This is a genomic window from Shewanella sp. AC34-MNA-CIBAN-0136 (assembly GCF_040309945.1).
Lineage (GTDB): Bacteria > Pseudomonadota > Gammaproteobacteria > Enterobacterales > Shewanellaceae > Shewanella.
On record NZ_JBEOPJ010000003.1, the window covers coordinates 260,179 to 280,066 of the forward strand.

The 19,888-nt window shown below is 41.4% G+C and carries 20 protein-coding genes and 1 pseudogene; 11 read left to right on the forward strand and 10 right to left on the reverse strand.

The window, feature by feature from the left end:
• Positions 1-122 precede the first annotated feature (122 nt).
• A complete protein-coding gene (locus AAEY94_RS04550) occupies positions 123-1,985 on the reverse strand; it encodes a protein-disulfide reductase DsbD (protein ID WP_162024416.1) in 1,863 nt (620 codons plus the stop codon).
• Positions 1,982-2,308 carry a divalent-cation tolerance protein CutA gene (gene cutA / locus AAEY94_RS04555; RefSeq protein WP_101085010.1) on the reverse strand — a complete coding sequence of 109 codons (327 nt, stop codon included), beginning with the start codon at positions 2,306-2,308 and terminating at the stop codon, positions 1,982-1,984. The genes AAEY94_RS04550 and cutA overlap by 4 nt, the downstream gene beginning before the upstream one ends.
• A gap of 228 nt (positions 2,309-2,536) precedes the next feature.
• On the opposite strand from cutA, the gene AAEY94_RS04560 reads away from it, so the two are divergent.
• Complete coding sequence (locus AAEY94_RS04560) at positions 2,537-3,187, forward strand: FxsA family protein (RefSeq protein ID WP_162024016.1); 651 nt, start codon at positions 2,537-2,539, stop codon at positions 3,185-3,187.
• Between the two features lie 167 nt (positions 3,188-3,354).
• Here the strand turns inward: AAEY94_RS04560 and AAEY94_RS04565 are convergent, their stop codons facing one another.
• Positions 3,355-3,747 (reverse strand): hypothetical protein, encoded by a 393-nt coding sequence (locus AAEY94_RS04565; RefSeq protein WP_162024015.1) that lies wholly within the window; start codon positions 3,745-3,747, stop codon positions 3,355-3,357.
• A 90-nt stretch (positions 3,748-3,837) separates the two neighbouring features.
• Positions 3,838-5,268 (reverse strand): MATE family efflux transporter, encoded by a 1,431-nt coding sequence (locus AAEY94_RS04570; RefSeq protein WP_182743804.1) that lies wholly within the window; start codon positions 5,266-5,268, stop codon positions 3,838-3,840.
• 214 nt (positions 5,269-5,482) lie between these two features.
• Here AAEY94_RS04570 and AAEY94_RS04575 point away from each other — a divergent pair, with 214 nt between their 5' ends.
• From AAEY94_RS04575 to AAEY94_RS04590, 4 genes are all read left to right on the forward strand, one after another.
• Positions 5,483-5,773 (forward strand): co-chaperone GroES, encoded by a 291-nt coding sequence (locus AAEY94_RS04575; RefSeq protein ID WP_011639076.1) that lies wholly within the window; start codon positions 5,483-5,485, stop codon positions 5,771-5,773.
• A gap of 57 nt (positions 5,774-5,830) precedes the next feature.
• Positions 5,831-7,468, forward strand: coding sequence for a chaperonin GroEL (gene groL / locus AAEY94_RS04580; RefSeq protein WP_101085014.1), 1,638 nt, complete (start codon positions 5,831-5,833; stop codon positions 7,466-7,468).
• A gap of 306 nt (positions 7,469-7,774) precedes the next feature.
• Positions 7,775-7,933, forward strand: a complete 159-nt coding sequence (locus AAEY94_RS04585; RefSeq protein ID WP_350977583.1) for a hypothetical protein — start codon at positions 7,775-7,777, stop codon at positions 7,931-7,933.
• A 302-nt stretch (positions 7,934-8,235) separates the two neighbouring features.
• The gene (locus AAEY94_RS04590) at positions 8,236-8,427 is read left to right on the forward strand and encodes a hypothetical protein (RefSeq protein ID WP_350977586.1); all 192 of its coding nucleotides are present in this window, start codon (positions 8,236-8,238) and stop codon (positions 8,425-8,427) included.
• A 266-nt stretch (positions 8,428-8,693) separates the two neighbouring features.
• Here AAEY94_RS04590 and AAEY94_RS20875 read toward each other — a convergent pair.
• Positions 8,694-8,783, reverse strand: a pseudogene (locus AAEY94_RS20875) (TIGR00645 family protein); the annotation flags it as partial.
• Between the two features lie 134 nt (positions 8,784-8,917).
• Here AAEY94_RS20875 and AAEY94_RS04595 point away from each other — a divergent pair.
• From AAEY94_RS04595 to AAEY94_RS04605, 3 genes are all read left to right on the forward strand, one after another.
• On the forward strand, positions 8,918-9,154 hold the full coding sequence (locus AAEY94_RS04595) for a helix-turn-helix domain-containing protein (protein ID WP_162024003.1): 237 nt from the start codon (positions 8,918-8,920) through the stop codon (positions 9,152-9,154).
• Positions 9,155-9,689: 535 nt separating this feature from the next.
• The gene (locus AAEY94_RS04600) at positions 9,690-11,063 is read left to right on the forward strand and encodes a type II toxin-antitoxin system HipA family toxin (protein ID WP_101085017.1); all 1,374 of its coding nucleotides are present in this window, start codon (positions 9,690-9,692) and stop codon (positions 11,061-11,063) included.
• Positions 11,060-11,677 carry a helix-turn-helix transcriptional regulator gene (locus AAEY94_RS04605; RefSeq protein ID WP_350977590.1) on the forward strand — a complete coding sequence of 206 codons (618 nt, stop codon included), beginning with the start codon at positions 11,060-11,062 and terminating at the stop codon, positions 11,675-11,677. Before AAEY94_RS04600 ends, AAEY94_RS04605 begins: the two co-directional genes overlap by 4 nt.
• Before the next feature lie 169 nt (positions 11,678-11,846).
• Here AAEY94_RS04605 and AAEY94_RS04610 read toward each other — a convergent pair whose 3' ends face one another.
• Positions 11,847-12,335 (reverse strand): TIGR00645 family protein, encoded by a 489-nt coding sequence (locus AAEY94_RS04610; RefSeq protein WP_162024000.1) that lies wholly within the window; start codon positions 12,333-12,335, stop codon positions 11,847-11,849.
• A gap of 319 nt (positions 12,336-12,654) precedes the next feature.
• On the opposite strand from AAEY94_RS04610, the gene AAEY94_RS04615 reads away from it, so the two are divergent.
• Together AAEY94_RS04615 and AAEY94_RS04620 are read left to right on the forward strand one after the other, a co-directional pair.
• Positions 12,655-13,056: a hypothetical protein gene (locus tag AAEY94_RS04615; RefSeq protein WP_350977593.1), complete on the forward strand. Its 402-nt coding sequence runs from the start codon at positions 12,655-12,657 to the stop codon at positions 13,054-13,056.
• A gap of 534 nt (positions 13,057-13,590) precedes the next feature.
• Complete coding sequence (locus AAEY94_RS04620; RefSeq protein ID WP_350977596.1) at positions 13,591-14,340, forward strand: class I SAM-dependent DNA methyltransferase; 750 nt, start codon at positions 13,591-13,593, stop codon at positions 14,338-14,340.
• A 285-nt stretch (positions 14,341-14,625) separates the two neighbouring features.
• On the opposite strand, the gene AAEY94_RS04625 is transcribed toward AAEY94_RS04620, so the two are convergent.
• The 4 genes from AAEY94_RS04625 to AAEY94_RS04640 form a co-directional block, all read right to left on the reverse strand.
• Positions 14,626-14,904 (reverse strand): hypothetical protein, encoded by a 279-nt coding sequence (locus AAEY94_RS04625; protein ID WP_011639067.1) that lies wholly within the window; start codon positions 14,902-14,904, stop codon positions 14,626-14,628.
• A gap of 196 nt (positions 14,905-15,100) precedes the next feature.
• A complete protein-coding gene (locus AAEY94_RS04630) occupies positions 15,101-16,222 on the reverse strand; it encodes an alpha/beta hydrolase (RefSeq protein WP_335692236.1) in 1,122 nt (373 codons plus the stop codon).
• Between the two features lie 44 nt (positions 16,223-16,266).
• Positions 16,267-17,040, reverse strand: coding sequence for an SDR family oxidoreductase (locus tag AAEY94_RS04635; protein WP_335692237.1), 774 nt, complete (start codon positions 17,038-17,040; stop codon positions 16,267-16,269).
• A gap of 85 nt (positions 17,041-17,125) precedes the next feature.
• Positions 17,126-18,592, reverse strand: a complete 1,467-nt coding sequence (locus AAEY94_RS04640; protein ID WP_335692238.1) for a flavin-containing monooxygenase — start codon at positions 18,590-18,592, stop codon at positions 17,126-17,128.
• A 261-nt stretch (positions 18,593-18,853) separates the two neighbouring features.
• Here AAEY94_RS04640 and AAEY94_RS04645 point away from each other — a divergent pair, with 261 nt between their 5' ends.
• Positions 18,854-19,855, forward strand: coding sequence for an AraC family transcriptional regulator (locus tag AAEY94_RS04645; RefSeq protein ID WP_335692239.1), 1,002 nt, complete (start codon positions 18,854-18,856; stop codon positions 19,853-19,855).
• The last annotated feature ends 33 nt before the right edge of the window (positions 19,856-19,888 follow it).

Here is a 19,888-nt window from a genome sequence, read left to right on the forward strand (position 1 = left end):
GGGGGAGAGCCTAAAAATATCGCTATTTGAATAGAGTAGTGCATGAGAGTACGTAATCAGATTACTGCAATACGCGGACGGCATTAGCGGACTATATCAGGCCGCTAATGCCTTGGTTTACGTTACTTTGCTAACAGTATATCTAAATGAGCAGCAAAGTCTTTTGGTCCCATAAAGCCGGTAACCCGCAAGTCTTCACGCTGCTCACCGTCGCTATTAAACATTAACAATGTCGGTAAACCTAACACGCCATAATGCTCTAAAAGGGTGATATCAATGTCATCGCTGGCAGTCACGTCAGCTTGCAATAACACCATTTGGTTCATACGCGTTTCCACGTCGGCATTTTTAAAGGTAATGGCTTCAAATTCTTTACACGCCACACACCAGTCGGCGTATAAATCTAACATCACCGTTTTACCGCTAATACTGGCTTTATCCAATTCAACTTCTAAGTCTTCCAGCGACTTAATACGGATAAAGTGATTGGCTTCGGTGTTGGTTTTGCCATCAATACTGGTTTGGGTCATATTTGAGGATTGATGACCAAAGCTGCTCATTAATGCTTGGAAACCATATGAGAAACTTGCCATCAAAGCCAGTAATAACAACACCCCACGAGTGCTTTGTTTCCAGTTAAATTCTGACAACCTGTTTTGATGCATTAAGTAAGCGATTAAGCTTATTGCCCATACTGACCAAAGTAAATCGGACACTAAACCAGGCCAAATACGACCAATCATTACAATAGAAACTGAAATCAGTAAGAAGCCAAAGATGGTTTTAATAATGTCCATCCACGCTCCTGCGCGCGGTAAAATTTTGCCACCCGAAGTCCCAATCACTAATAACGGTAAACCCATACCCATGCTGAGTACATACAGCGCTAAAAAGCCTTGCAGTAAGTCGCCAGACTGCGCCACGTAAATCAGCACGCCAGATAACGGCGCCGTGGTACAAGGCGAAGCGACTAAACCTGAAATCACCCCCATCATAAACACACCAATAAGGTTGCCACCTTTTTGATTGTTCGACATCGAGTTCATTTTTTCTTGCCACTTCGATGGCAGCTTTAAATCGTACATGCCAAACATCGATAAGCTCAGCAGCACAAACATCACCGCCAAGAAAATCAAAATAGCAGGGTGTTGTAATGCCGCTTGAAACTTAAGTCCGGCAGAGGCAACCACTAATCCTAATAATGAATAGGTAATGGCCATGCCTTGCACGTAGGCCATTGATAGGGTGAAGGCTTTAGCGGTAGAGAGCTTCTTGCCTTGACCAACAATAATGCCCGACAAAATAGGGTACATCGGAAACACACACGGTGTTAATGCTAAGCCAATACCTAAACCAAAGAAAATAACTAAAGTCCATAATAGGCTATCGTTTTGGAGCATTTGGTTTAACGTGTCTTGCTGAGTAATCGGTGCCGCTGGTGCATCGGTTGCCGTTGTTGATGCTTGCGCATCATCAGGTGCGCCAATCACTTTTTTACTGCTTAACGTGCCGTCATTTGCTTCAATCGCTGCTAACGTTACATCGTGCTTGGTTGGCGGATAACACAAGGTACCTTCTGCACAACCCATAAAGGTGACATGAAATACCGCATCGGCTTGCGCTTCTTTAAACGCAATAGGGATTTCAACAAACGAGTAAAACACCTCTTGGTCGCCAAAGTATTCGTCATGATGGTTTTTACCATGAGGTAATTCAATATCACCAATCACCGCACCGTCGACCGAAAACTGCAGCTTGTCGCGATATAAATAATAGCCCTCTGCAATGACAAAATTGATTTTGAGCTGATTACCTTGTTGTTGGTAATCAAACACAAAAGCATCGTTAACCTTCATTAACTCAGGTTCGCTGCTTAAAAAGCTGAATTTATTACTCAATACATTAGCGCTGTGTGCTGCTGGCGCGAGTATCATTGATGACATCATTAACAATGATGTCAGGCATATGGCGACGAGTTTTTTCATGATGGTGAGTTGTCTTTTATCCATTGTAAATAAGGGCCAAAACCACCGGTAATTGGAGTGGCAATGAATTCTGGTACTTCATAAGGATGCATTGTGATCACGAGCTGTTCAATTGCATGGTAATCAATTGCCATGCATTTTATCTGTATTGGCACTTCGTGTGACTGACAAATGCTATTGTCCCAATAATAAATTGACTCAACGGCTTGGCCTATTTGTACACATGCCGCTAACTTTGCCTCTACTAATGCAGTCGCAATACTGGCTGCAATGTCAGCATCTGGGCAAGTGGTTAATATCAATAGCAGTTCAGGTTTATACATAAGTTGTCTTAAAGTTTACTTAAGCTAATGCTGTTATCATGCACAAGGTCATCACAGTACGCTTTTTTAAACGCATTTTCATTAAACTGAGGTGATATTCGTGACGCGTCTTGAAAAGAGACCCGTTCACCCCCATTTAAGTTTCATCGGCAACAGTTTTTTTACAGGTCGCCACTCTGTTATCTTATAAGTCGTCACTCTATCAAAAAGCGATCCTTAGAGGCCAATATGTTTTTTATTTTATTGTTAATATTTGTTTTAATACCGGTTATTGAACTCAATGTACTCATTGAAGTTGCCAGCTCAATTGGTTCATGGACCACGGTCGCGTTAGTGTTATTTACCGCGGTTGTTGGAGTGTCATTAGTACGCAGCCAAGGCCTTAGTACTTTAATGAGTGTGCAACAAAAATTAGCCCGAGGTGAGGCACCGGGGCAAGAAATTGTTGAAGGTATGATGTTGGCTGCCGCTGGGGTGTTATTACTTATTCCTGGTTTTGTCACCGACTTTATTGGCTTAATTTTATTAACCCCATTTACCCGTGCTCCTATCGCGGCGTTTTTATATAAACGTATGCAACTTCGTGTTGTGGCTAATGGTGGTATTCCCCCTGGCTTTGGTGGCGGACAAAGTCCTTTTGGACAGTCCGGTCCATTTGCAGGGCAAAAGCCATTTGATCAACAGGGCAACACTTTCGACGGTGATTTTGAACATAAAAATGATCGTCCACGTAGCCATCAAATTGAAGTAGTTGATCTTGATGATGACATTAACAATGATCGTGATGATGACATTAAAGATAAGCGCCATGACGACAATCGCGACGATATTATAGATGTAGAGCCTATTAAGCCCAAAGATGACGACAAGCCGTCTTAATACGCACCATTTATGACACCATCTTAATACACATTATGGTAATACCAGCTTATTTAACAAACCAAGTTTGATCTGTGATTTGCCGTGATGTGTAGAGCGTGTTTTGTTAAGCGCCGCGCTTAGCACTTGATCAAATATAACGTAAACAGCCGACTAGTGCAGATGCATTACTTGGCTGTTTTTGTTTTTGCGCCTGTCTCGGAATCGGCTTGCCGCTGGAGTTGCTTATCTTGCTGAGCACCAAACCAAAATGCACTGATGATACTTAATCCCCAGTTGGCTAAAAATATCCAAGTGAGTATCGGCATGGTTGAGCTACTGTCGATGGCAACGTTGGATACCGCAGCATAAATAGAAGTTAAATCGTTGCCGATATTGCCTGCTAAAATTTGCTCCGCAATCACTTGTGCACGGCTAATAATTTGATCCATTATCACCAAAATACACACCATACTGACACTGATAAATCCCCAGCCGAGTAGCTTTTTACCCAACCAAATCTGGCCACTGCCAGGGCAAACAATGCCAGAGAGCATGGCGGCGTAAATGGATTTTTTCATGTTAAACCAAGATTTATTGCAAGTAATATAGTGTTATTAATCCACTGACACAGATTAAAAAGCAAGTGTGGCTGCCATTATTAACACAGTTTAATATTCGCCCAGGCGAGAGGTTGGTTTATTAGTGTCGTCTTGCTCGCCGTCAGTGGCTAATGAGTTATCTGAACAAGGCACCGTGTGCTTAATCTCTTTTGGCTCACTAATTTGAGTAGCCAGGTAATAACAAGCTATCCCCATCAATGTATTCGCAATGGGTAACGCCAATAAAATCCCTTTCACTCCGCCAACATACGAGCCTAGCGCCGCCAGCGGTAACATTAATAACATTAAGCGGCACAAGTTAATCACCAGTGAACTCAACGGCCTATGGTAAGCATTTAAGCTAGTCGCAACCATAATAACAATGGCAAGTGGCCCATAAGAGGCAGGCAACACCATAATATAAAAACTCAACCACTCAATAACCAGTGGGTCGTGAGTAAACAATCTTGCGATAGGTTCGGCATAAAAATACAGCGGAATAAACAAGATTGTTTGAAATACAAAAGCAAATCGCAACGACATCAATAAGGCTTTTTTGGCGCGTTCAGGTTGGCTGGCACCTAGGTTTTGGGCAATAAACGGCATTAAACTCGACGACAGCGCCATCACCACAATCAATAATACCGACTCAAGCCTAATTCCGGCGCCAAAGGCAGCCACACCCGCATGATCAATCCGTGCCAACATGGCCATTATAATGCCGTTGGCAATAGGATTTATTACATTCATTAACGCCGCTGGGCGGGCGATATGGGATAAGACTTTCCAATGTAAAATTAATCGACCCACATCAAACTCAGCAAACTGAACCAGTTTACGTTTGACAATAATCAAGTGGCCAGCAAATGACATTGCCACTACCCAAGAGAGTGTGGTCGCAATAGCAGCGCCTTGAATTTCTAAACGCGGAAAAGGGCCAATGCCGAAGATAAGTAACGGGTCGAGAACCAGGTTTATAATGGCGGCCAGCATCATAATTTTAGCCGGTGAGTGAGTGTCACCTGTGGCACGTAATGCTTGATTACCCACCATTAATAGCACCAAGGCAGGCGCACCTAAATACCAGTACCACATGTAGTCATTAATTAATGGCAAGCTGGCACCGTTAGCACCAAGCAAACTAAAAATAGGTTCAATAAACACACAGCCGAGTATCGACAAGCCCCAAATAATAAGCAGTGTCATGCACAAGGCATCAAATAAAAACACTCTGGATTCGGGCGCATGCCCAGATCCAATCAAACGACCAAGATTGGTAGACACACCCGCGCCAATGCCAATGCCGATGCTCGTAATCACTAAGGTTACCGGAAACGTAAAGCTCACTGCTGCCAGTGCATCTGTACCCAACTGGCTAATAAAAAAAATGTCCACCAGACTGCCACCTAGAATGGTCATAATCCCAATCAGGTTAGGCAAAGTCATGTTAAGCAGTACACGACCAATAGGTGCGCTGAGCAACCCGTGTCTGTCTTTCATCTATTCTCAAACGTTTGGTGTTTCAAAGGAGCCGAATTCTATCAGGATTAGCATTGCTTTAATAAAACAGACGTAAAAAAAGTGCAATTATTTTTAAAATTCCCCTTGGATCTGTGACCAGTCACCCCCATATCACATGCATCAAGGGGGAAACCCTTATTTGTTAGTCAATAGCCTCGCTTTTTGGGCATCAAATCATTAGGAGAGTTCATAGATGAATATTCGTCCATTACATGACCGCGTTATCGTTAAACGCTTAGAAGTTGAATCTAAATCTGCAGGCGGTATCGTGCTTACAGGCAGCGCAGCAGAAAAATCAACTCGCGGTAAAATCCTTGCAGTAGGCAACGGTCGTATCTCAGAAAATGGCACAGTTACACCACTTGACGTTAAAGTGGGCGACGTAGTGATCTTCAATGAAGGTTACGGCGTGAAGAAAGAAAAAATTGACGGTGAAGAAGTGTTAATCCTGTCAGAAGCTGACCTGATGGCAGTCGTAGGCTAAGCCTCACGCATCAATCGACTTTCCAATTAATCATTAAATTTAAAGGAACATCAAAAAATGGCAGCAAAAGAAGTCTTATTTGGTAACGACGCACGCGTAAAAATGCTTGCAGGCGTTAACATCCTAGCCAACGCAGTTAAAGTAACCTTAGGCCCTAAAGGTCGTAACGTTGTTTTAGATAAAAGCTTTGGTTCGCCAATGATCACCAAAGATGGTGTGTCAGTTGCTAAAGAAATCGAACTAACAGACAAGTTCGAAAACATGGGCGCACAAATGGTTAAAGAAGTTGCTTCTAAAGCCAATGATGCTGCCGGTGACGGTACCACTACTGCAACAGTATTAGCACAAGCTATTGTTGTTGAAGGCCTAAAAGCAGTTGCAGCGGGTATGAACCCAATGGACCTTAAGCGCGGTATCGACAAAGCGGTTATTGCAGCCGTTGCTGAACTTAAATTGCTTTCTCAAGAATGTTCAGACACTAAAGCGATTGCTCAAGTAGGTACAATTTCTGCTAACTCTGACGAGTCAATCGGCGACATCATTGCAACAGCAATGGAAAAAGTCGGTAAAGAAGGCGTTATCACCGTTGAAGAAGGCCAAGCGCTTGAAAACGAATTAGACGTTGTTGAAGGTATGCAGTTTGACCGTGGTTACTTATCACCATACTTCATCAACAAGCCAGAAACTGGCAGCATTGAATTAGACAGCCCATTCATTTTATTAGTAGACAAAAAAGTTTCTAATATCCGTGAATTGTTGCCAATCCTTGAAGGTCTAGCTAAAACAGGTAAGCCATTGCTTATCGTTGCAGAAGACGTTGAAGGCGAAGCTTTAGCGACACTCGTTGTGAACAACATGCGTGGCATCGTTAAAGTTGCTGCTGTTAAAGCTCCTGGTTTTGGCGACCGTCGTAAAGCAATGCTTCAAGACGTTGCTATCCTAACTGGCGGTACTGTTATCGCTGAAGAAATCGGTCTAGAACTTGAAAAAGCCACTCTAGAAGATTTAGGTACAGCTAAGCGCGTAATCATCACTAAAGATAACACTACAATCATCGATGGTAGTGGCGACCAAGTGCAAATTTCTGCACGTGTTTCGCAAATCAAACAACAAGTTGAAGATTCAACTTCAGACTACGACAAAGAAAAGCTTCAAGAGCGTATGGCTAAGTTAGCTGGCGGTGTTGCAGTAATCAAAGTTGGCGCAGCAACAGAAGTTGAAATGAAAGAGAAAAAAGCGCGCGTAGAAGATGCATTGCATGCAACTCGCGCAGCGGTTGAAGAAGGTGTGGTCGCCGGTGGTGGTGTTGCCCTTGTTCGCGTAGCAAGCATGATCAAAGACATTGACGTGTTAAACGAAGATCAAAAGCACGGTGTGGTTATTGCCCTACGCGCTATGGAAGCGCCACTTCGTCAAATCGCTACTAACGCAGGTCAAGAAGCCTCAGTTGTGGCTAACACTGTTAAAAACGGCACCGGTAACTTCGGTTACAACGCCGGTAACGACACTTACGGTGACATGTTAGAGATGGGTATCCTAGACCCAACTAAAGTGACTCGTAGTGCGCTACAGTTCGCCGCATCTATTGCTGGTCTTATGATCACAACAGAAGCGATGATTGCTGATGTACCACAAGATTCTGCACCAGATATGGGCGGAATGGGTGGTATGGGCGGAATGGGCGGCATGATGTAATCTAACTGGTTAAAATCAGTTATAGCGGCGTTACTTTGCCACTCACGTAGAAAAACACTACGCTTCGTGACAAAAAGCCTTGCTCTAAGCTGATTTTTCCTGCGTTAGATCAAGTGTTGTTTCAAGCCTAAAAGCTTAAAGCCAAACTTCTTGTAAAAGAAAAGAGAAAGCCTCGATACCTAACGGTATCGAGGCTTTTTTGTTGTTCTGGGGAAGGGCGTTTATCTCATGGATAAAGACTGGGCTATGCTATATAGAAGAGTAGGCTAGACTAGGTTATAATATAGGCTTATTGCGGAGGGTATAATGGCAAATTCAACAGCAGATAAAACACCGAAAAATGCTCGAGTTTTCACACCGAAAATGAGCAATTTTGAAATGAGCTCTCGTTATGAAGGCTTATCTATGAAGAAAGAAAATGCCGGAAAATCGATTAATGATTTGAAACTGAGGTATGCGCGATAAGTATGGAGTCAGCCTACTTTATCCATAGTTTTGGCTGGTAATTGCCCACAAGTTGCATAAAAAATTAGCCCGAGTATAATCACAAAAAGAAGTCGTACTTCGCCCCTTTCAAGTCTAAAGCCGTGCTTTAGCTACAGGCCGTGCCTGTAAACTCTTTTGAGGTCGTACCTCGCTACACTTTTGCAGAATTTGTTTAATCAACTTGTCCGTGACAGTGGGTAAAGCCGTGCTTTATTTACAAATACTGCTTTCGCTCCTGATTTTTATCAGGTTGTATGTTAACCCATAGATGGGCGAATATAATGACATTACGAAAGCAAATTAATAAAACTCCCGATTGGGGTGAGCGTTGGGCAGCACATTTACGGCAGCTAAAAATAGTAATCAAAGAACTCTATAGCCTTACAAAAACTGTTAGAAGCTATGGTTTTTTTATAATGACTTATTTTGGTGCGCCACAATTATTAGATAGTGTTTCAAGGCTATTTCAGTAACGAATTTAACAGTGCCACGCATTGTTAAATCTTGGAGGTAAGCTCTAAAGTCAGCAGGTTACGCTGATGCTGAGAAGGTGAGGCATGAATGTTTGCGAGATGACCGTCCGACCCATCGACGGGGTGTTCGACTGTATTTGAAATCAAGAGCCGCGGATGACTCTGATTTAAATCAAAAGCGCTGCGTGTCGACGACTTCTAATGAAACAAATAGGTCATGGCGAGCCTGTATGCTGTAACAAGTAGGGTCAGATCAAAATTTCTGCCTAAATATCCAAATATCCCATGGCGAAGGCCGATAACACGAAGGTGATGTGGATGAGCAAATACCACATGATTTTGTCGTTAGCGATATTGATTTCTATCAATCTTCGGGTCAATTTCACAGTCTGTAGTGATTACATTTAATCAGCAAATCACGAAATAATCGTATAGTGTAACAACTTACACTTTAACTCATTTAACAACCTAGACACTTTGGACTAACGTTATGGCATCTGCACTCAATCAACAATCCTTGGGCTTACTCATTAAAGAAACCAGAAACAATGCGGCATTGACTCAAGATGTGGCGGCGATGCTGTGTGGCGTGACCAAAAAGACGTTAATTCGTGTCGAAAAAGGTAATGATGTTTATATCTCGACAGTGTTTAAAATTCTTAATGGTCTGGGGATTAGTATTGATGTCGCGCAGAATCATAACGCTGATCCTAAAGTGTGGTACTAATCGATAGTAAATAAAAAGCCCTGATGCTGTTATGTATCGGGGCTTTTTATTTTGTGATGGATTGTTATTTACGGGTAATTTTATCCAAATATCCAATGACGAATACCGATAAGACTGATATTTATCTCGTATTCATAAGTGTAGGTCGAATTTATTTTTCTTAAATAAGCGTTCAATTTGTTGTTTGGCGTTTTATTTAAGTTTAGTCAGCCAAGCATTTAAAGGATGTTATGTAAACATGCGATTATTGAGTTATATAATGCTCAATACGTAGTGTTATGGCTCATTACTGAGTATTATACAACTCAATAATAAACCGGCCCGATAGCTTTTGAGTATTATAAGACGTATTAGCTATCAGCGTAGCAATCTTCTAATTATCCAAATTAACGACAAGAACAAACAACTAAATGAGTCTTATAGTACTCAGTAATTGAAGGTGATAATAATTATTGAGTACTATAAGTTACTTTTATTGAGAGTTTACATGTTTTTGAGTACAATAGTATTCATTAAGTATAAAAAAGAGTATTCAATGGAAGATATTAATCTTGAAAATTTAAATGAACTAACTGTACAAGCTTTCATTGATAACTCATGGAAGGATATTGCGACGATTACATTCCCGAATAATGCTGATTACACATTTGACGCTACCGAAGTCGATTATGAACTTGACTATATAATTGCTAATCTTTCTGCGGATGATCACCATGCAGTATCTATAAATCACCCTGTTGAATTTTATTTTGATGACAATGGACAACAAGGTTGGTTGAAGTTCATTGACGACATCATCCCTAGTGGCTCAAGCCGAAAGTACTGGCTGACTCAAATAGATACAGATGGGATGTCAGCCAATCAACAAAAGTTCGTGTTGCTAGCATATGGCACTATTTCTCCCATTGGAAATTTGCGTATCAAAGAATCTATAGAAGCAGTTAATAGAGTTCCTAATCAATACTTTGAAGTTTCAGACGTAGCAAGTAGAGGTGCAGACTTTTTGAGTTACGCACAAACTCGGGGGGCCGCTGCTGGTGGAGCTACTGGAGCAGGTGGAGAAGCCCCAAAACTGCTACTAAGACGTAGCAAAAACGATGTCGTGTGGATAGATACCTATCAAGACAATACAAATATTGATGATATGTATTACCTCGTTAAATTCCCAAGAGGGAATAGAAGGGGAGTTAATGATGCGGTGCTAGTTGCCGAATACCACTATTATCATGAGTTAACCGCTATGGGTTTTAGTACTATACCTGTAGCAGACATGAAACTAGAAAAAGGTGAAAACTATCATTCACTTTGGTTGCCAAGGTTCGATATAGAGACTCAAGTAGATGGGACTACCAAACGTTATGGTATGGAATCTGTGTACTCAATGTTAAAAAAACCGCCAGCTACTATTCTAGATCATGGCGAGACAATACGTGAGTTGGTTGACCTGATCACTCAGAGTAATACAGTCAAAGAGAAGCACCTGCATTTTGATGTTGAGGCATTTATTATTGAATGGGTTCGCCGTGACTTATTAAATATTGCGTTTGGTAATAGCGATAACCACGGACGAAATACTTCATTCTATAAAGATGACAAGGGTATAAGGTTAACCCCCATTTATGACTTTGCGCCTATGAAAGCTGATCCAGATGGTATACCAAGAACAACGAAATGGGCTGCTCCAGATCTTGAACTTGGTGGTAAATTTAATTTTATTGAGATTGCTTACTCCTTAAGTGATTTAATTGATCCAGAACTATTGATAAATGAACTAAGGACAACAGCACATCAACTAGTCGGTTTAAAGCAAAGGCTAATCGATCGTGGTGTTCCTGATCAAATAGTGAATATGCCAACATTTGGGTTTGATTTTCTAGATGAAAAATTGAAACAATGGGAATTATTATGAAAAAGAAAAATTTAACGAATACAGTTAACTTCTTAAAAAAACATAATTCTGATAGCAATATGAAATTTAACAGCGAGGGGGAACGTATACAGACTAGAAGCGACCAAATTATAACGAATCGAGTTGATAACAGCGTTGTCCATATGACTGTTGGAGATGCTGGAAAACCTGTTGTTGTTCAGAGAGGCCCGCACCCTAGATTGGAGGGAGCTCCTAGAGGTAAGTCATTTGCAAGCGACGTAACAACTAGTGATAAAACTCAAACTAGGCAACGTTCGTCTACGAAAACGGCTATTAAGGATGCTAAGTTACGTAGGGCAGTTATTAATAATGTTATAACTAAATTACTATTTTCTAACATTACACAAGGAGATGCCTTAATTCAGTTACGCATACAGGTGCTCGGTTTGAACCAAGAAAAATATGCAAAGTTAGTTAACGTTTCTCGTAAAAAGCTTTCTGATATAGAAAATAATAGAAGCAACCCAAGCGTTGTGGTTTTGAATAAAGTGTTTAAGCCTTTTGGTTTAAACGTAGGTTTGATCCCAATCTCACCCTCGGTATTGCAAAATGTTCTAGATGATGGTGACTTTGTTAGGTATTTGCCCGAGTAAGGTAAATATTTGCTCCTAAAATAGGTTGATGATTTTTATTAAGCTTGTTGGATCTCCCAACTGGCTATTTTATGCACTTCGTTTGGGGTTTCATTCTAAATCAGTGAGGCAGAGTAAGGTTTCTGCCCCACGATATTGTCTATGCTATTTCTAGGACGTAAATCTGCTATTACTTGCGGGTGATTTTATCCAAATATCCCATGGCGAAGGCTGATAACACGAAGGTGATGTGGATGAGCAAATACCACATGATTTTGTCGTTAGCGATATTTTCGGCATTCATAAATACTTTGAGTAAGTGAATAGACGAAATCGCCACAATAGACGCTGCTACTTTGTTTTTTAGCGAGCCTGCGTCCATCTTGCCAAGCCAGTTGAGTTTTTCACTACCTTCACCCACATCGAGTTGTGAGACGAAGTTTTCGTAACCTGAAAACATCACCATGATGAGTAGACCACCGACTAAAGTGATGTCGATTAACGATAGGGTGATTAGCACCAAATCGACTTCTTTTATCGAGAAAATATTGGGGATAATATGAAAGATCTCTTGAAAGAACTTTATGCCTAAGGCGAATAAGATTAGGCTTAATCCCAAATAAATCGGCGCCATGATCCAGCGTGATGCATACATCAATCTTTCAAACACTTTTTCCATTAAAAATTAATCCTTCAGATAAAATACGTAAAAATAACTCAAGTCACTCATTCTAAAACAATAACAAAATTAACGTTAACTGCGCCGACATGCACTGGCACACGTGATGATGTGTTGCCTGTACACTTTGCATAATGCACAGTGTATTGCATTATGTTCTTAGTGGTAGATATTTAGTGAGGGCAGAGTAAACGTTATTGCCGTCTAAATCACCTATTGTCTATTCATCCCAGACGTTTTTAATCTAAGCCTCAGGTTTATTGATTATACTGTTTTGCTTGGGTATGTATTTCAACACTTAAAAGAGAGATCTGTCATTATGGATAAACCTACCAACGCGCCTCGTAAAATGCCTTGGGTTGCGATAAGTGTCATAGCATCCATAGTATTGCTGTTTGGGCTGTTGTTAATGCTGATGCCCAAGGGGTTTACGTCTAATCTTGAACAAATTGGTACGGGCAAACCTGCGGTAGTATTTGTCTATGATCCTAACCTTGTTTCAAGTATCACCCAAACAGAGCAGATGAATGAAGCTCGGTCTCATCTTGGTGATAACGTGTACTTTCTGCTTGCTAGAACAGCAACGCCTGAGGGCGATGCGTTTATCGCCAAGCATAACGCACGCGTAACTGAACTATTACTCTTTGACTCAGCAGGAAGCCTAATTAAAAGACAGCGTGCGGTGATAGATGCGAATGAGCTGATGCGGTGGGTACGCTAGTCATTTTAGCGTGATCGCCATCTGTGATTAGCGAGAGATTAAGTGAGGGAGTCAGTGGAGAGAGTCAGTGGGTCTGCTTAAACGTTTCATCTGACTTAAAGCCGCAATAACTGCGTTGCTTCAACACTATTTTATAAAGCCTCGATATTTAATTGTATTGAGGCTTTTTAATAGCTGAACTAATCAATAGTGTATGAAGCTACACTTTATGGCTAGTTGACGGCTTTGCGCCCTGGAAAGTGTATGTAAGTACACTTTTTTGGGGCATGCGAGATCCCAATAAACTATTTTCTAAACTGTTCAGTACAAGATTTTTATTCATTGATGATTACCCTAAATGCCCTGTTATTAAACGGCGTAGCGGCTTCTTTAAGTATTTTAGTGAGTGAAGGCTTGCTAGATTATAGCTGTTAGCGAATTTTCATTTCTGATTGCTTATTTCTCACTCTTTATTTCTCACTCCTTATTTCTCAATTGTACGATTTGATATATGATGCGCCACCCTAAATTTGCCTATGTCGCCGATCCCTTTTTATGTCTACCAATGCCCTTTACACCGATTTGTCCGCTTATTACGATTTAATGTGTTGTGACATTAATTACCAGCAGCAAAGCAATAGCATAGTGCGCTTGCATCAGTTTTTGGGTAACAGTGGTAAACAGCATTTAGATTTAGCCTGTGGAACTGGGCCTCATGTTAGGCATTTTATCGATTTAGGTTTTCAAAGTAGTGGCCTCGATATCAATCAACCCATGCTCGATATTGCTATGCGTCGTTGCCCTGAAGCGCAGTTTAGTTTGCAAAATATGACTGAGTTTTATGTAGAAGAAAAACTCGATTTGATTACCTGCTTTTTGTACTCCATTCACTATTCTCCAGGTATCGAGGCACTTAAAGCCTGTATTGCCAGTGTGCATAAGGCATTAAATACCGGCGGCTTGTTTTGTTTTAACACCGTTGATAAACATAAAATCAATAACAAGGCGTTAGTGAGACACAGTGCCGAATTTGAAGATAGTCAGTTTGTGTTTGAATCGGGTTGGCATTATAGCGGTGAAGGTGAGATGCAGTCGCTCAATCTAAGTATTGGTAAAACTCAGTCTGATGCGACGCAGTTATGGCAAGATTCGCATGCGATGGTCGCCACTAGTTTTACTGAACTTGAAGCATTGTTAAGCCCGTATTTCGATATTCAAATATTTGAACACGATTACGACAAAATCATCCCTTGGGATTTAGCGTCTGGCAATGCCTTGTTTGTGTGTACGAAACGTGAGATTTAGTGGTTAAGTTTTTAGCTGCTATTTACTAAGGTTTTTAAGCGATAATGCTGATAAGCCGGAATGAAACGTTGATCTTTAGACTATAAATAAGTGGTTCAGACTAATACTTTTAAACATGGACCATTAAACTGCGAAAGTCGAATTGGAGTGAGTGGATTCAATTTAGTCGCATGCCTGTGGAACTTCACCAGCTTTCAAATACCGATTTTTATAGGCTAGAATGTATAAAAATCGGTATTTGAATGTGGTCAGCCATCATCATTAACAATGGCTGTTGATGGGGTTTTACTGAGCGGTATCAGTAAATTCAGCTTGAACCTTGTCTAATTCTTGCTGATTTTTAAGCTCAACTTGTTGCTGTTTTTTAATACTGACTTCTTCTACAAGTGCCGCTTGTCTTTCTTTAAGACTGTGTTTCTCATCTTTGGTCAGAAACTTAAACGCTTTTTCATTGGCAAGTGCATACGCAACGACATCTTCGCCTTTTACTCTGCGTTCATCCACTCGTTTTGAAAAACGATCGTTATCTCGAGCTTTACGCTCTTCGGCATTTAACTTACTCATTGGTGTATCCTCATTAGTTAATCACGGTAGGGTTCACTACGCTCAGTCAAACAAATGAGAATTGCACATTCATAAAGCTGATCGGCGCATTTTAGCATAAGTTGGCTTGTTAGCCTGTAATACATGGCGTCTGAGTAAACTTTATCATCTGTTGGCGATTTCTAGAGTCGGTTTTGCTGTCAGTTACCTATAACGATCATTCATTAAAGCTGTTTAATGCCATTGCGATGTTATGAGTGGCTTGTTTGGCGCGCGGGCTGAGTTTTGTGATTGAAATAAAGCCATGCATGCAATCATCAAAATGCTGATGTTGTGTATTGATGCCTGCCGCTTTTAGGCGCTGGGCATATGCAATGCCATCGTCCCTTAATGGATCGAACCCAAGGGTTAAGATGTAGCTTTTTGGCGATTCGCTAATGTCTGCTGCTTGTAGTGGACTCACTAATGGCAGAGTGACTTCGTCGAGAGAGTGTAAATATTTTAACCTGAAATAATCCATTAAATCGCGGGTGAGTATTAACTGTTTATTGAAACGGCGATAAGACTCGGTTAAGCCTTGTAAATCTACCATTGGGTAGATCAAAAACTGAAATGCGGGTGTTACTTTTGCCTGTACTGGTAGTGATGTTTGCAGTGAATGTAAACCGATGATACACGCTAGATATCCGCCTGCGCTGTCACCACCCACGCCTACGTGCTGTGGATTAATATTAAGTTGTTGATGGTTGGCATTGATATAGTTCCACGCTTCGATAGCATCACAAATCGGGATGGGGAATTTATGTTCTGGAGCCAGTCGATAATCGACTGAGATAATGTTCATGTTGCCATGTTTCGCCAGATAGCGGCAAAAGTGGTCATGAGTGTTAATACTGCCAATAACGCCGCCGCCACCGTGAAAGTACACTAAGGTTTTTTGAGGCTTGGTGGCGCTAGGATGGTAGATGCGAAGGTTTATTCTGTTAGCGATGGTATGGCTGCTATCGCTGGCGCTATGTTCGTTCAAAGGAATAGTGCCCATAAAAGGAGCGCCAGCGCTCACTGGAACCGTTAAATTAATCACCTTATCCATTTCAATTTTAGTCAGCCCAAGTACTCGGTCCATCGCTAGAAATACATATCTGAATAATGTGACTGGTAACTTGTATAACGGCGCTAATGACAACCACTTGGCGACCATTAATTGTTTCGCTTCAAGCTTGGGCGCTTGTAGACGTTTGCCTTGTAGCGGTTCGCCTTGCAGTGGTTCGTTTAGTGACGGTTTGTCAGATGATGATGTGTCTTGTGACAATGGTGTTGGCTTATTAATGTTATCCATTTTTATGGCCTTTTATTATTGTTAACTGATTAGAACCACATGTTTTATCGACTTAGCCACTTCATCGCTAGGCGATTGATAAATGCCGGTGATACGTTACTTAATCTATGAAATAGGCCATAAAAAACACTGACTGTTCTATGGGTTTTAGGGTGTTTCACTTGTTTATCAATCACAGCGACTACGTGTTCAGCAGTGATATTCACGCCGAGTCGTTGCATGACTTTGGCGCTGTTTTTCTGTGCCTTAAGCATATTGGTTGCCACAAAGGGCGGCATGACATCGCATACGCTGATGCCATACTTTTTCCACTCAAGTTCCAGCGCCTCGGTCAGTGCTTTTACGGCAAACTTACTGGCCGAATAGCTGGCTAATTCTGGTACACCATAATCGCTGCTGGCTGATGACATATTGATAATCGTACTTGTGCCATTGTTGTGTAGATATGGCCATGCAGCATGGCATAGGTTCATTACTCCAATGACATTGACACTTAATGTGCGCTGATGATGTTCGATAGGGATTTCTTCAAAGGGGCCTATCTCCAATATGCCGGCATTATTAACTAATATGGCCAGGCAGTTATTATGTTCAGCACAAAATTTAGCCATAGCGTGTTGTACTTGTGAAAAATCACTGACATCCAGTTGAAACAACCTTATTCGAGTTCTATCCCATATATCGGTGGCTTGTGTTAATTGCGCCAAATTGATGTCGGCCATACCGACCCAGTAGCCCTTTTTGTGAAAGTGTTTTGCCGTCGCTAAGCCAATGCCGGAAGCTGCGCCGGTAATAAATATAGTGTTTTTATTCATCATAAACCTGGTTGTTTCTAGTATGAGTCAATCAGCACGAGTGAATCAATACGGGTGGATATGTAAGGGTGAAAGGTGGATAAGCCAACTAAAATGATCGGGTATTAAGGTGTTCCATCTGCGGCTGTTTCATTTCATCAACCCATCGTTGCCAGGTGTAGGGCCATAAAATTGGGTCGCCATCGGCATCTAAATACCAGCTTTGGCATCCTCCAACCCAGCTAGTGTCTTTTAACCCTTCCTTTACGTAGGCATTAAAGTCGTCAATGGCTTGTTGCTTGGCTTCAAACTCATCAAATTCATGCTCACGCCATTTATCGATCAGTTTAATAACGTAGTCAGTTTGAACCTCGCTCATGGCGATAACTGAAAAATTACCAATAGGTGTGTTGGGGCCGAGCATTAAAAAAAAGTTAGGGTAGTCGCTGAGTAACATTGATCGATAGGCTTTGATTTTATGAGCCCAGGCTTTATCAATGTGCAAATTGTTGCGCCCAATGAGATTCATTGGGCGCATAAAATTAAATGCATTAAAACCGGTCGATAATACCAATACATCGAGGTCGTGATGTTTACCGTCTTTAGTGATAATGCCTGTTTCAGTTATGTGCTCAATGCCTTCTGTTATTAACTCAGCATTGGATTTTTGAATGCCTTTATAAAAGGTGGTGTTGATAATGACCCGTTTGCAGCCTACTTGATAATGAGGTCGTAGCTTTTCGCGTAAGGTTTTGTCTTTAATGCTTAATCGTAAGTTGGCTTTACACAAAAAATTTAACGCATGCTTTTGGATAAAGTGTCCCGTGACTGCTTTGGTAAAAAAATGTTCTAGAAAAAACTTGCCCATATTGCGATGAATTTTGGTGATGATGGGAAAGCGAGCCATTAACTTTCTGTTGGTTTTTGAAAAAGTAAAATCAGGCAGATGCATTAGCCATTGTGGTGTGCGCTGAAAAACTGACACCTTAGCACCGGTTTTAATCAATTCGGGTATGGCCTGTGCGGCCGTTGACCCAGTACCGATAACTCCAACACGGGTTGAGGCGGATATGTCGACATTGTGGTTCCATTGGGCGGTATGGAATGTTGTACCTTTAAAATCTTTTAATCCGGGAATATCTGGAAATTGTGGATGATGCAAAATGCCGGTGGCGCACACAATAAAATCAGCGATGTAGGTTTGCTGTTGGCTGGTTTTTACCGTCCATTTGCCATTGGCATATTGTGCATCGGTAACGGCTTCGTTAAAGCGAATGTCTCGTTTAACATCATATTTATCTGCTACGTGCTCAAAGTATTGTTTAATCTCTGGTCCATGGGCAAAAAAGCGGCTCCAATTTGGATTAGGTTCAAATGAATAGGTATACATGTGAGCGGGTACATCACAGGCAGCTCCAGGGTAGGTATTTTCTCGCCACGTTCCGCCCACGCAGTCTTTTTTCTCCAGTACTACAATATCGGTGATGCCAGCTTGGCGCAGTTTAATGTCCATTAAGATGCCCGTCATACCTGCACCAATGATCACCACTGTAGGATTTCGTTTCACTTGGGTCATGATGCCCTCTATTCTTGTTATGGTTATTTATCAACGAGCTTGGTTGTTGTGATTAGCTTTTGTTGTTAGCTTTTGTTGTTAGCTTTTGTTATTAGCCATCGCTATTTTTACTTGTTACGTTGAGCATTCTTTCTGGATAACGGATCATTCAAACGTTGTTAATAAATTGTATTATCTATCCAGCATAGGAAACTATTGTTCATTGATCTACGCGCTAAAGGGACGTATATTTGTGATTTTAAGACATAGCAGCCCTCAGTTATGACATTTCGCAGCATTACCAGTGTGCAAATTATTGTGTCCTATGGTATTGAGCTGGGCATTGAGCAAGAGCGGTTGCTGCAAGGGTCTGGTTTGGTGGAGGCCCAATTAACCGATCACGAGCAATTGGTTGAAGAAAAACAAGAATTACAGGTGTTAAATAACCTCATGCTCAATACTTCATGCCCATTTAAGGTCGGAATGGAGTTAGGTTGCCGTTATCACCTGACCAGTTATGGCATCATGGGTTATGCTCTATTGGCGAGCAGCACTGCGAGAAAGGCGATTGAATTAGGCTTACGTTATCTAGATTTAACCTATGTTTTTTCACAGATAACATTAACTGAGCTTAAAGATGATTTATCTCTAAGGTTCTCATGCGACATTCCTGGTGAGTTAGGTGAACTGGTGTTAGTCAGAGACATGTTGGGCGCTGCGATGATCCAACGAGAAGTATTTGAAAGTAACAGCTTACCGATAAAATTGCAGTTTACGTCGCCTCAGCCCGCAGGCTTGTCACTCGAGGATATAAAGCAAAGACTGGGTGCTGAGATTGAGTTTAATGCCAGCTATAACGGTTTTACTGGATTAGCACCGCTATTAGATATGCCATTATTAAAAGCCAATGAAGCCACCGCCAGACTATGTGAGGCGCAATGCAACCAGCTACTGCAACAAAAGCAAAACTGGAAACCTATCGCTAAGTTGGTTAAAGACACCTTAGTACACTTAGGCTTAACAGCATCAATGGAAGATATCGCCCAGCATTTAGCTCGAACGACTCGCACTTTACATCGTCAACTCACACTAGAACAAACCAGTTGGCGCCAAGTGCGTGACGATGTGCGTTTTGGCATAGCCGAAGCGCTATTATTAACGCCGATGCAACTTGATGAAATAGCCGAACGCCTTGGTTTTAGTGATGGGGCTAATTTTAGTCACAGCTTTAAACGCTGTAAAAATATGACCCCAAGCCAGTATCGAAAGCAGGCGAAAAAATAACGATAGCCGCCTGTGCCAAATAGATAAAGGCTA

What these genes read in the sequence shown, in the direction of transcription:
- AAEY94_RS04630 (WP_335692236.1), bottom strand. Translation starts at nt 16,222, where the DNA reads ATGGATAACATTAATAAGCCAACACCATTGTCACAAGACACATCATCA.
- AAEY94_RS04575 (WP_011639076.1), top strand. Translation starts at nt 5,483, where the DNA reads ATGAATATTCGTCCATTACATGACCGCGTTATCGTTAAACGCTTAGAA.
- AAEY94_RS04640 (WP_335692238.1), bottom strand. Translation starts at nt 18,592, where the DNA reads ATGACCCAAGTGAAACGAAATCCTACAGTGGTGATCATTGGTGCAGGT.
- AAEY94_RS04570 (WP_182743804.1), bottom strand. Translation starts at nt 5,268, where the DNA reads ATGAAAGACAGACACGGGTTGCTCAGCGCACCTATTGGTCGTGTACTG.
- AAEY94_RS04565 (WP_162024015.1), bottom strand. Translation starts at nt 3,747, where the DNA reads ATGAAAAAATCCATTTACGCCGCCATGCTCTCTGGCATTGTTTGCCCT.
- AAEY94_RS04635 (WP_335692237.1), bottom strand. Translation starts at nt 17,040, where the DNA reads ATGATGAATAAAAACACTATATTTATTACCGGCGCAGCTTCCGGCATT.
- AAEY94_RS04560 (WP_162024016.1), top strand. Translation starts at nt 2,537, where the DNA reads ATGTTTTTTATTTTATTGTTAATATTTGTTTTAATACCGGTTATTGAA.
- AAEY94_RS04615 (WP_350977593.1), top strand. Translation starts at nt 12,655, where the DNA reads ATGGATAAACCTACCAACGCGCCTCGTAAAATGCCTTGGGTTGCGATA.
- AAEY94_RS04605 (WP_350977590.1), top strand. Translation starts at nt 11,060, where the DNA reads ATGAAAAAGAAAAATTTAACGAATACAGTTAACTTCTTAAAAAAACAT.
- AAEY94_RS04620 (WP_350977596.1), top strand. Translation starts at nt 13,591, where the DNA reads ATGTCTACCAATGCCCTTTACACCGATTTGTCCGCTTATTACGATTTA.
- groL (WP_101085014.1), top strand. Translation starts at nt 5,831, where the DNA reads ATGGCAGCAAAAGAAGTCTTATTTGGTAACGACGCACGCGTAAAAATG.
- cutA (WP_101085010.1), bottom strand. Translation starts at nt 2,308, where the DNA reads ATGTATAAACCTGAACTGCTATTGATATTAACCACTTGCCCAGATGCT.
- AAEY94_RS04625 (WP_011639067.1), bottom strand. Translation starts at nt 14,904, where the DNA reads ATGAGTAAGTTAAATGCCGAAGAGCGTAAAGCTCGAGATAACGATCGT.
- AAEY94_RS04585 (WP_350977583.1), top strand. Translation starts at nt 7,775, where the DNA reads ATGGCAAATTCAACAGCAGATAAAACACCGAAAAATGCTCGAGTTTTC.
- AAEY94_RS04610 (WP_162024000.1), bottom strand. Translation starts at nt 12,335, where the DNA reads ATGGAAAAAGTGTTTGAAAGATTGATGTATGCATCACGCTGGATCATG.
- AAEY94_RS04595 (WP_162024003.1), top strand. Translation starts at nt 8,918, where the DNA reads ATGGCATCTGCACTCAATCAACAATCCTTGGGCTTACTCATTAAAGAA.
- AAEY94_RS04645 (WP_335692239.1), top strand. Translation starts at nt 18,854, where the DNA reads ATGACATTTCGCAGCATTACCAGTGTGCAAATTATTGTGTCCTATGGT.
- AAEY94_RS04590 (WP_350977586.1), top strand. Translation starts at nt 8,236, where the DNA reads ATGACATTACGAAAGCAAATTAATAAAACTCCCGATTGGGGTGAGCGT.
- AAEY94_RS04550 (WP_162024416.1), bottom strand. Translation starts at nt 1,985, where the DNA reads ATGAAAAAACTCGTCGCCATATGCCTGACATCATTGTTAATGATGTCA.
- AAEY94_RS04600 (WP_101085017.1), top strand. Translation starts at nt 9,690, where the DNA reads ATGGAAGATATTAATCTTGAAAATTTAAATGAACTAACTGTACAAGCT.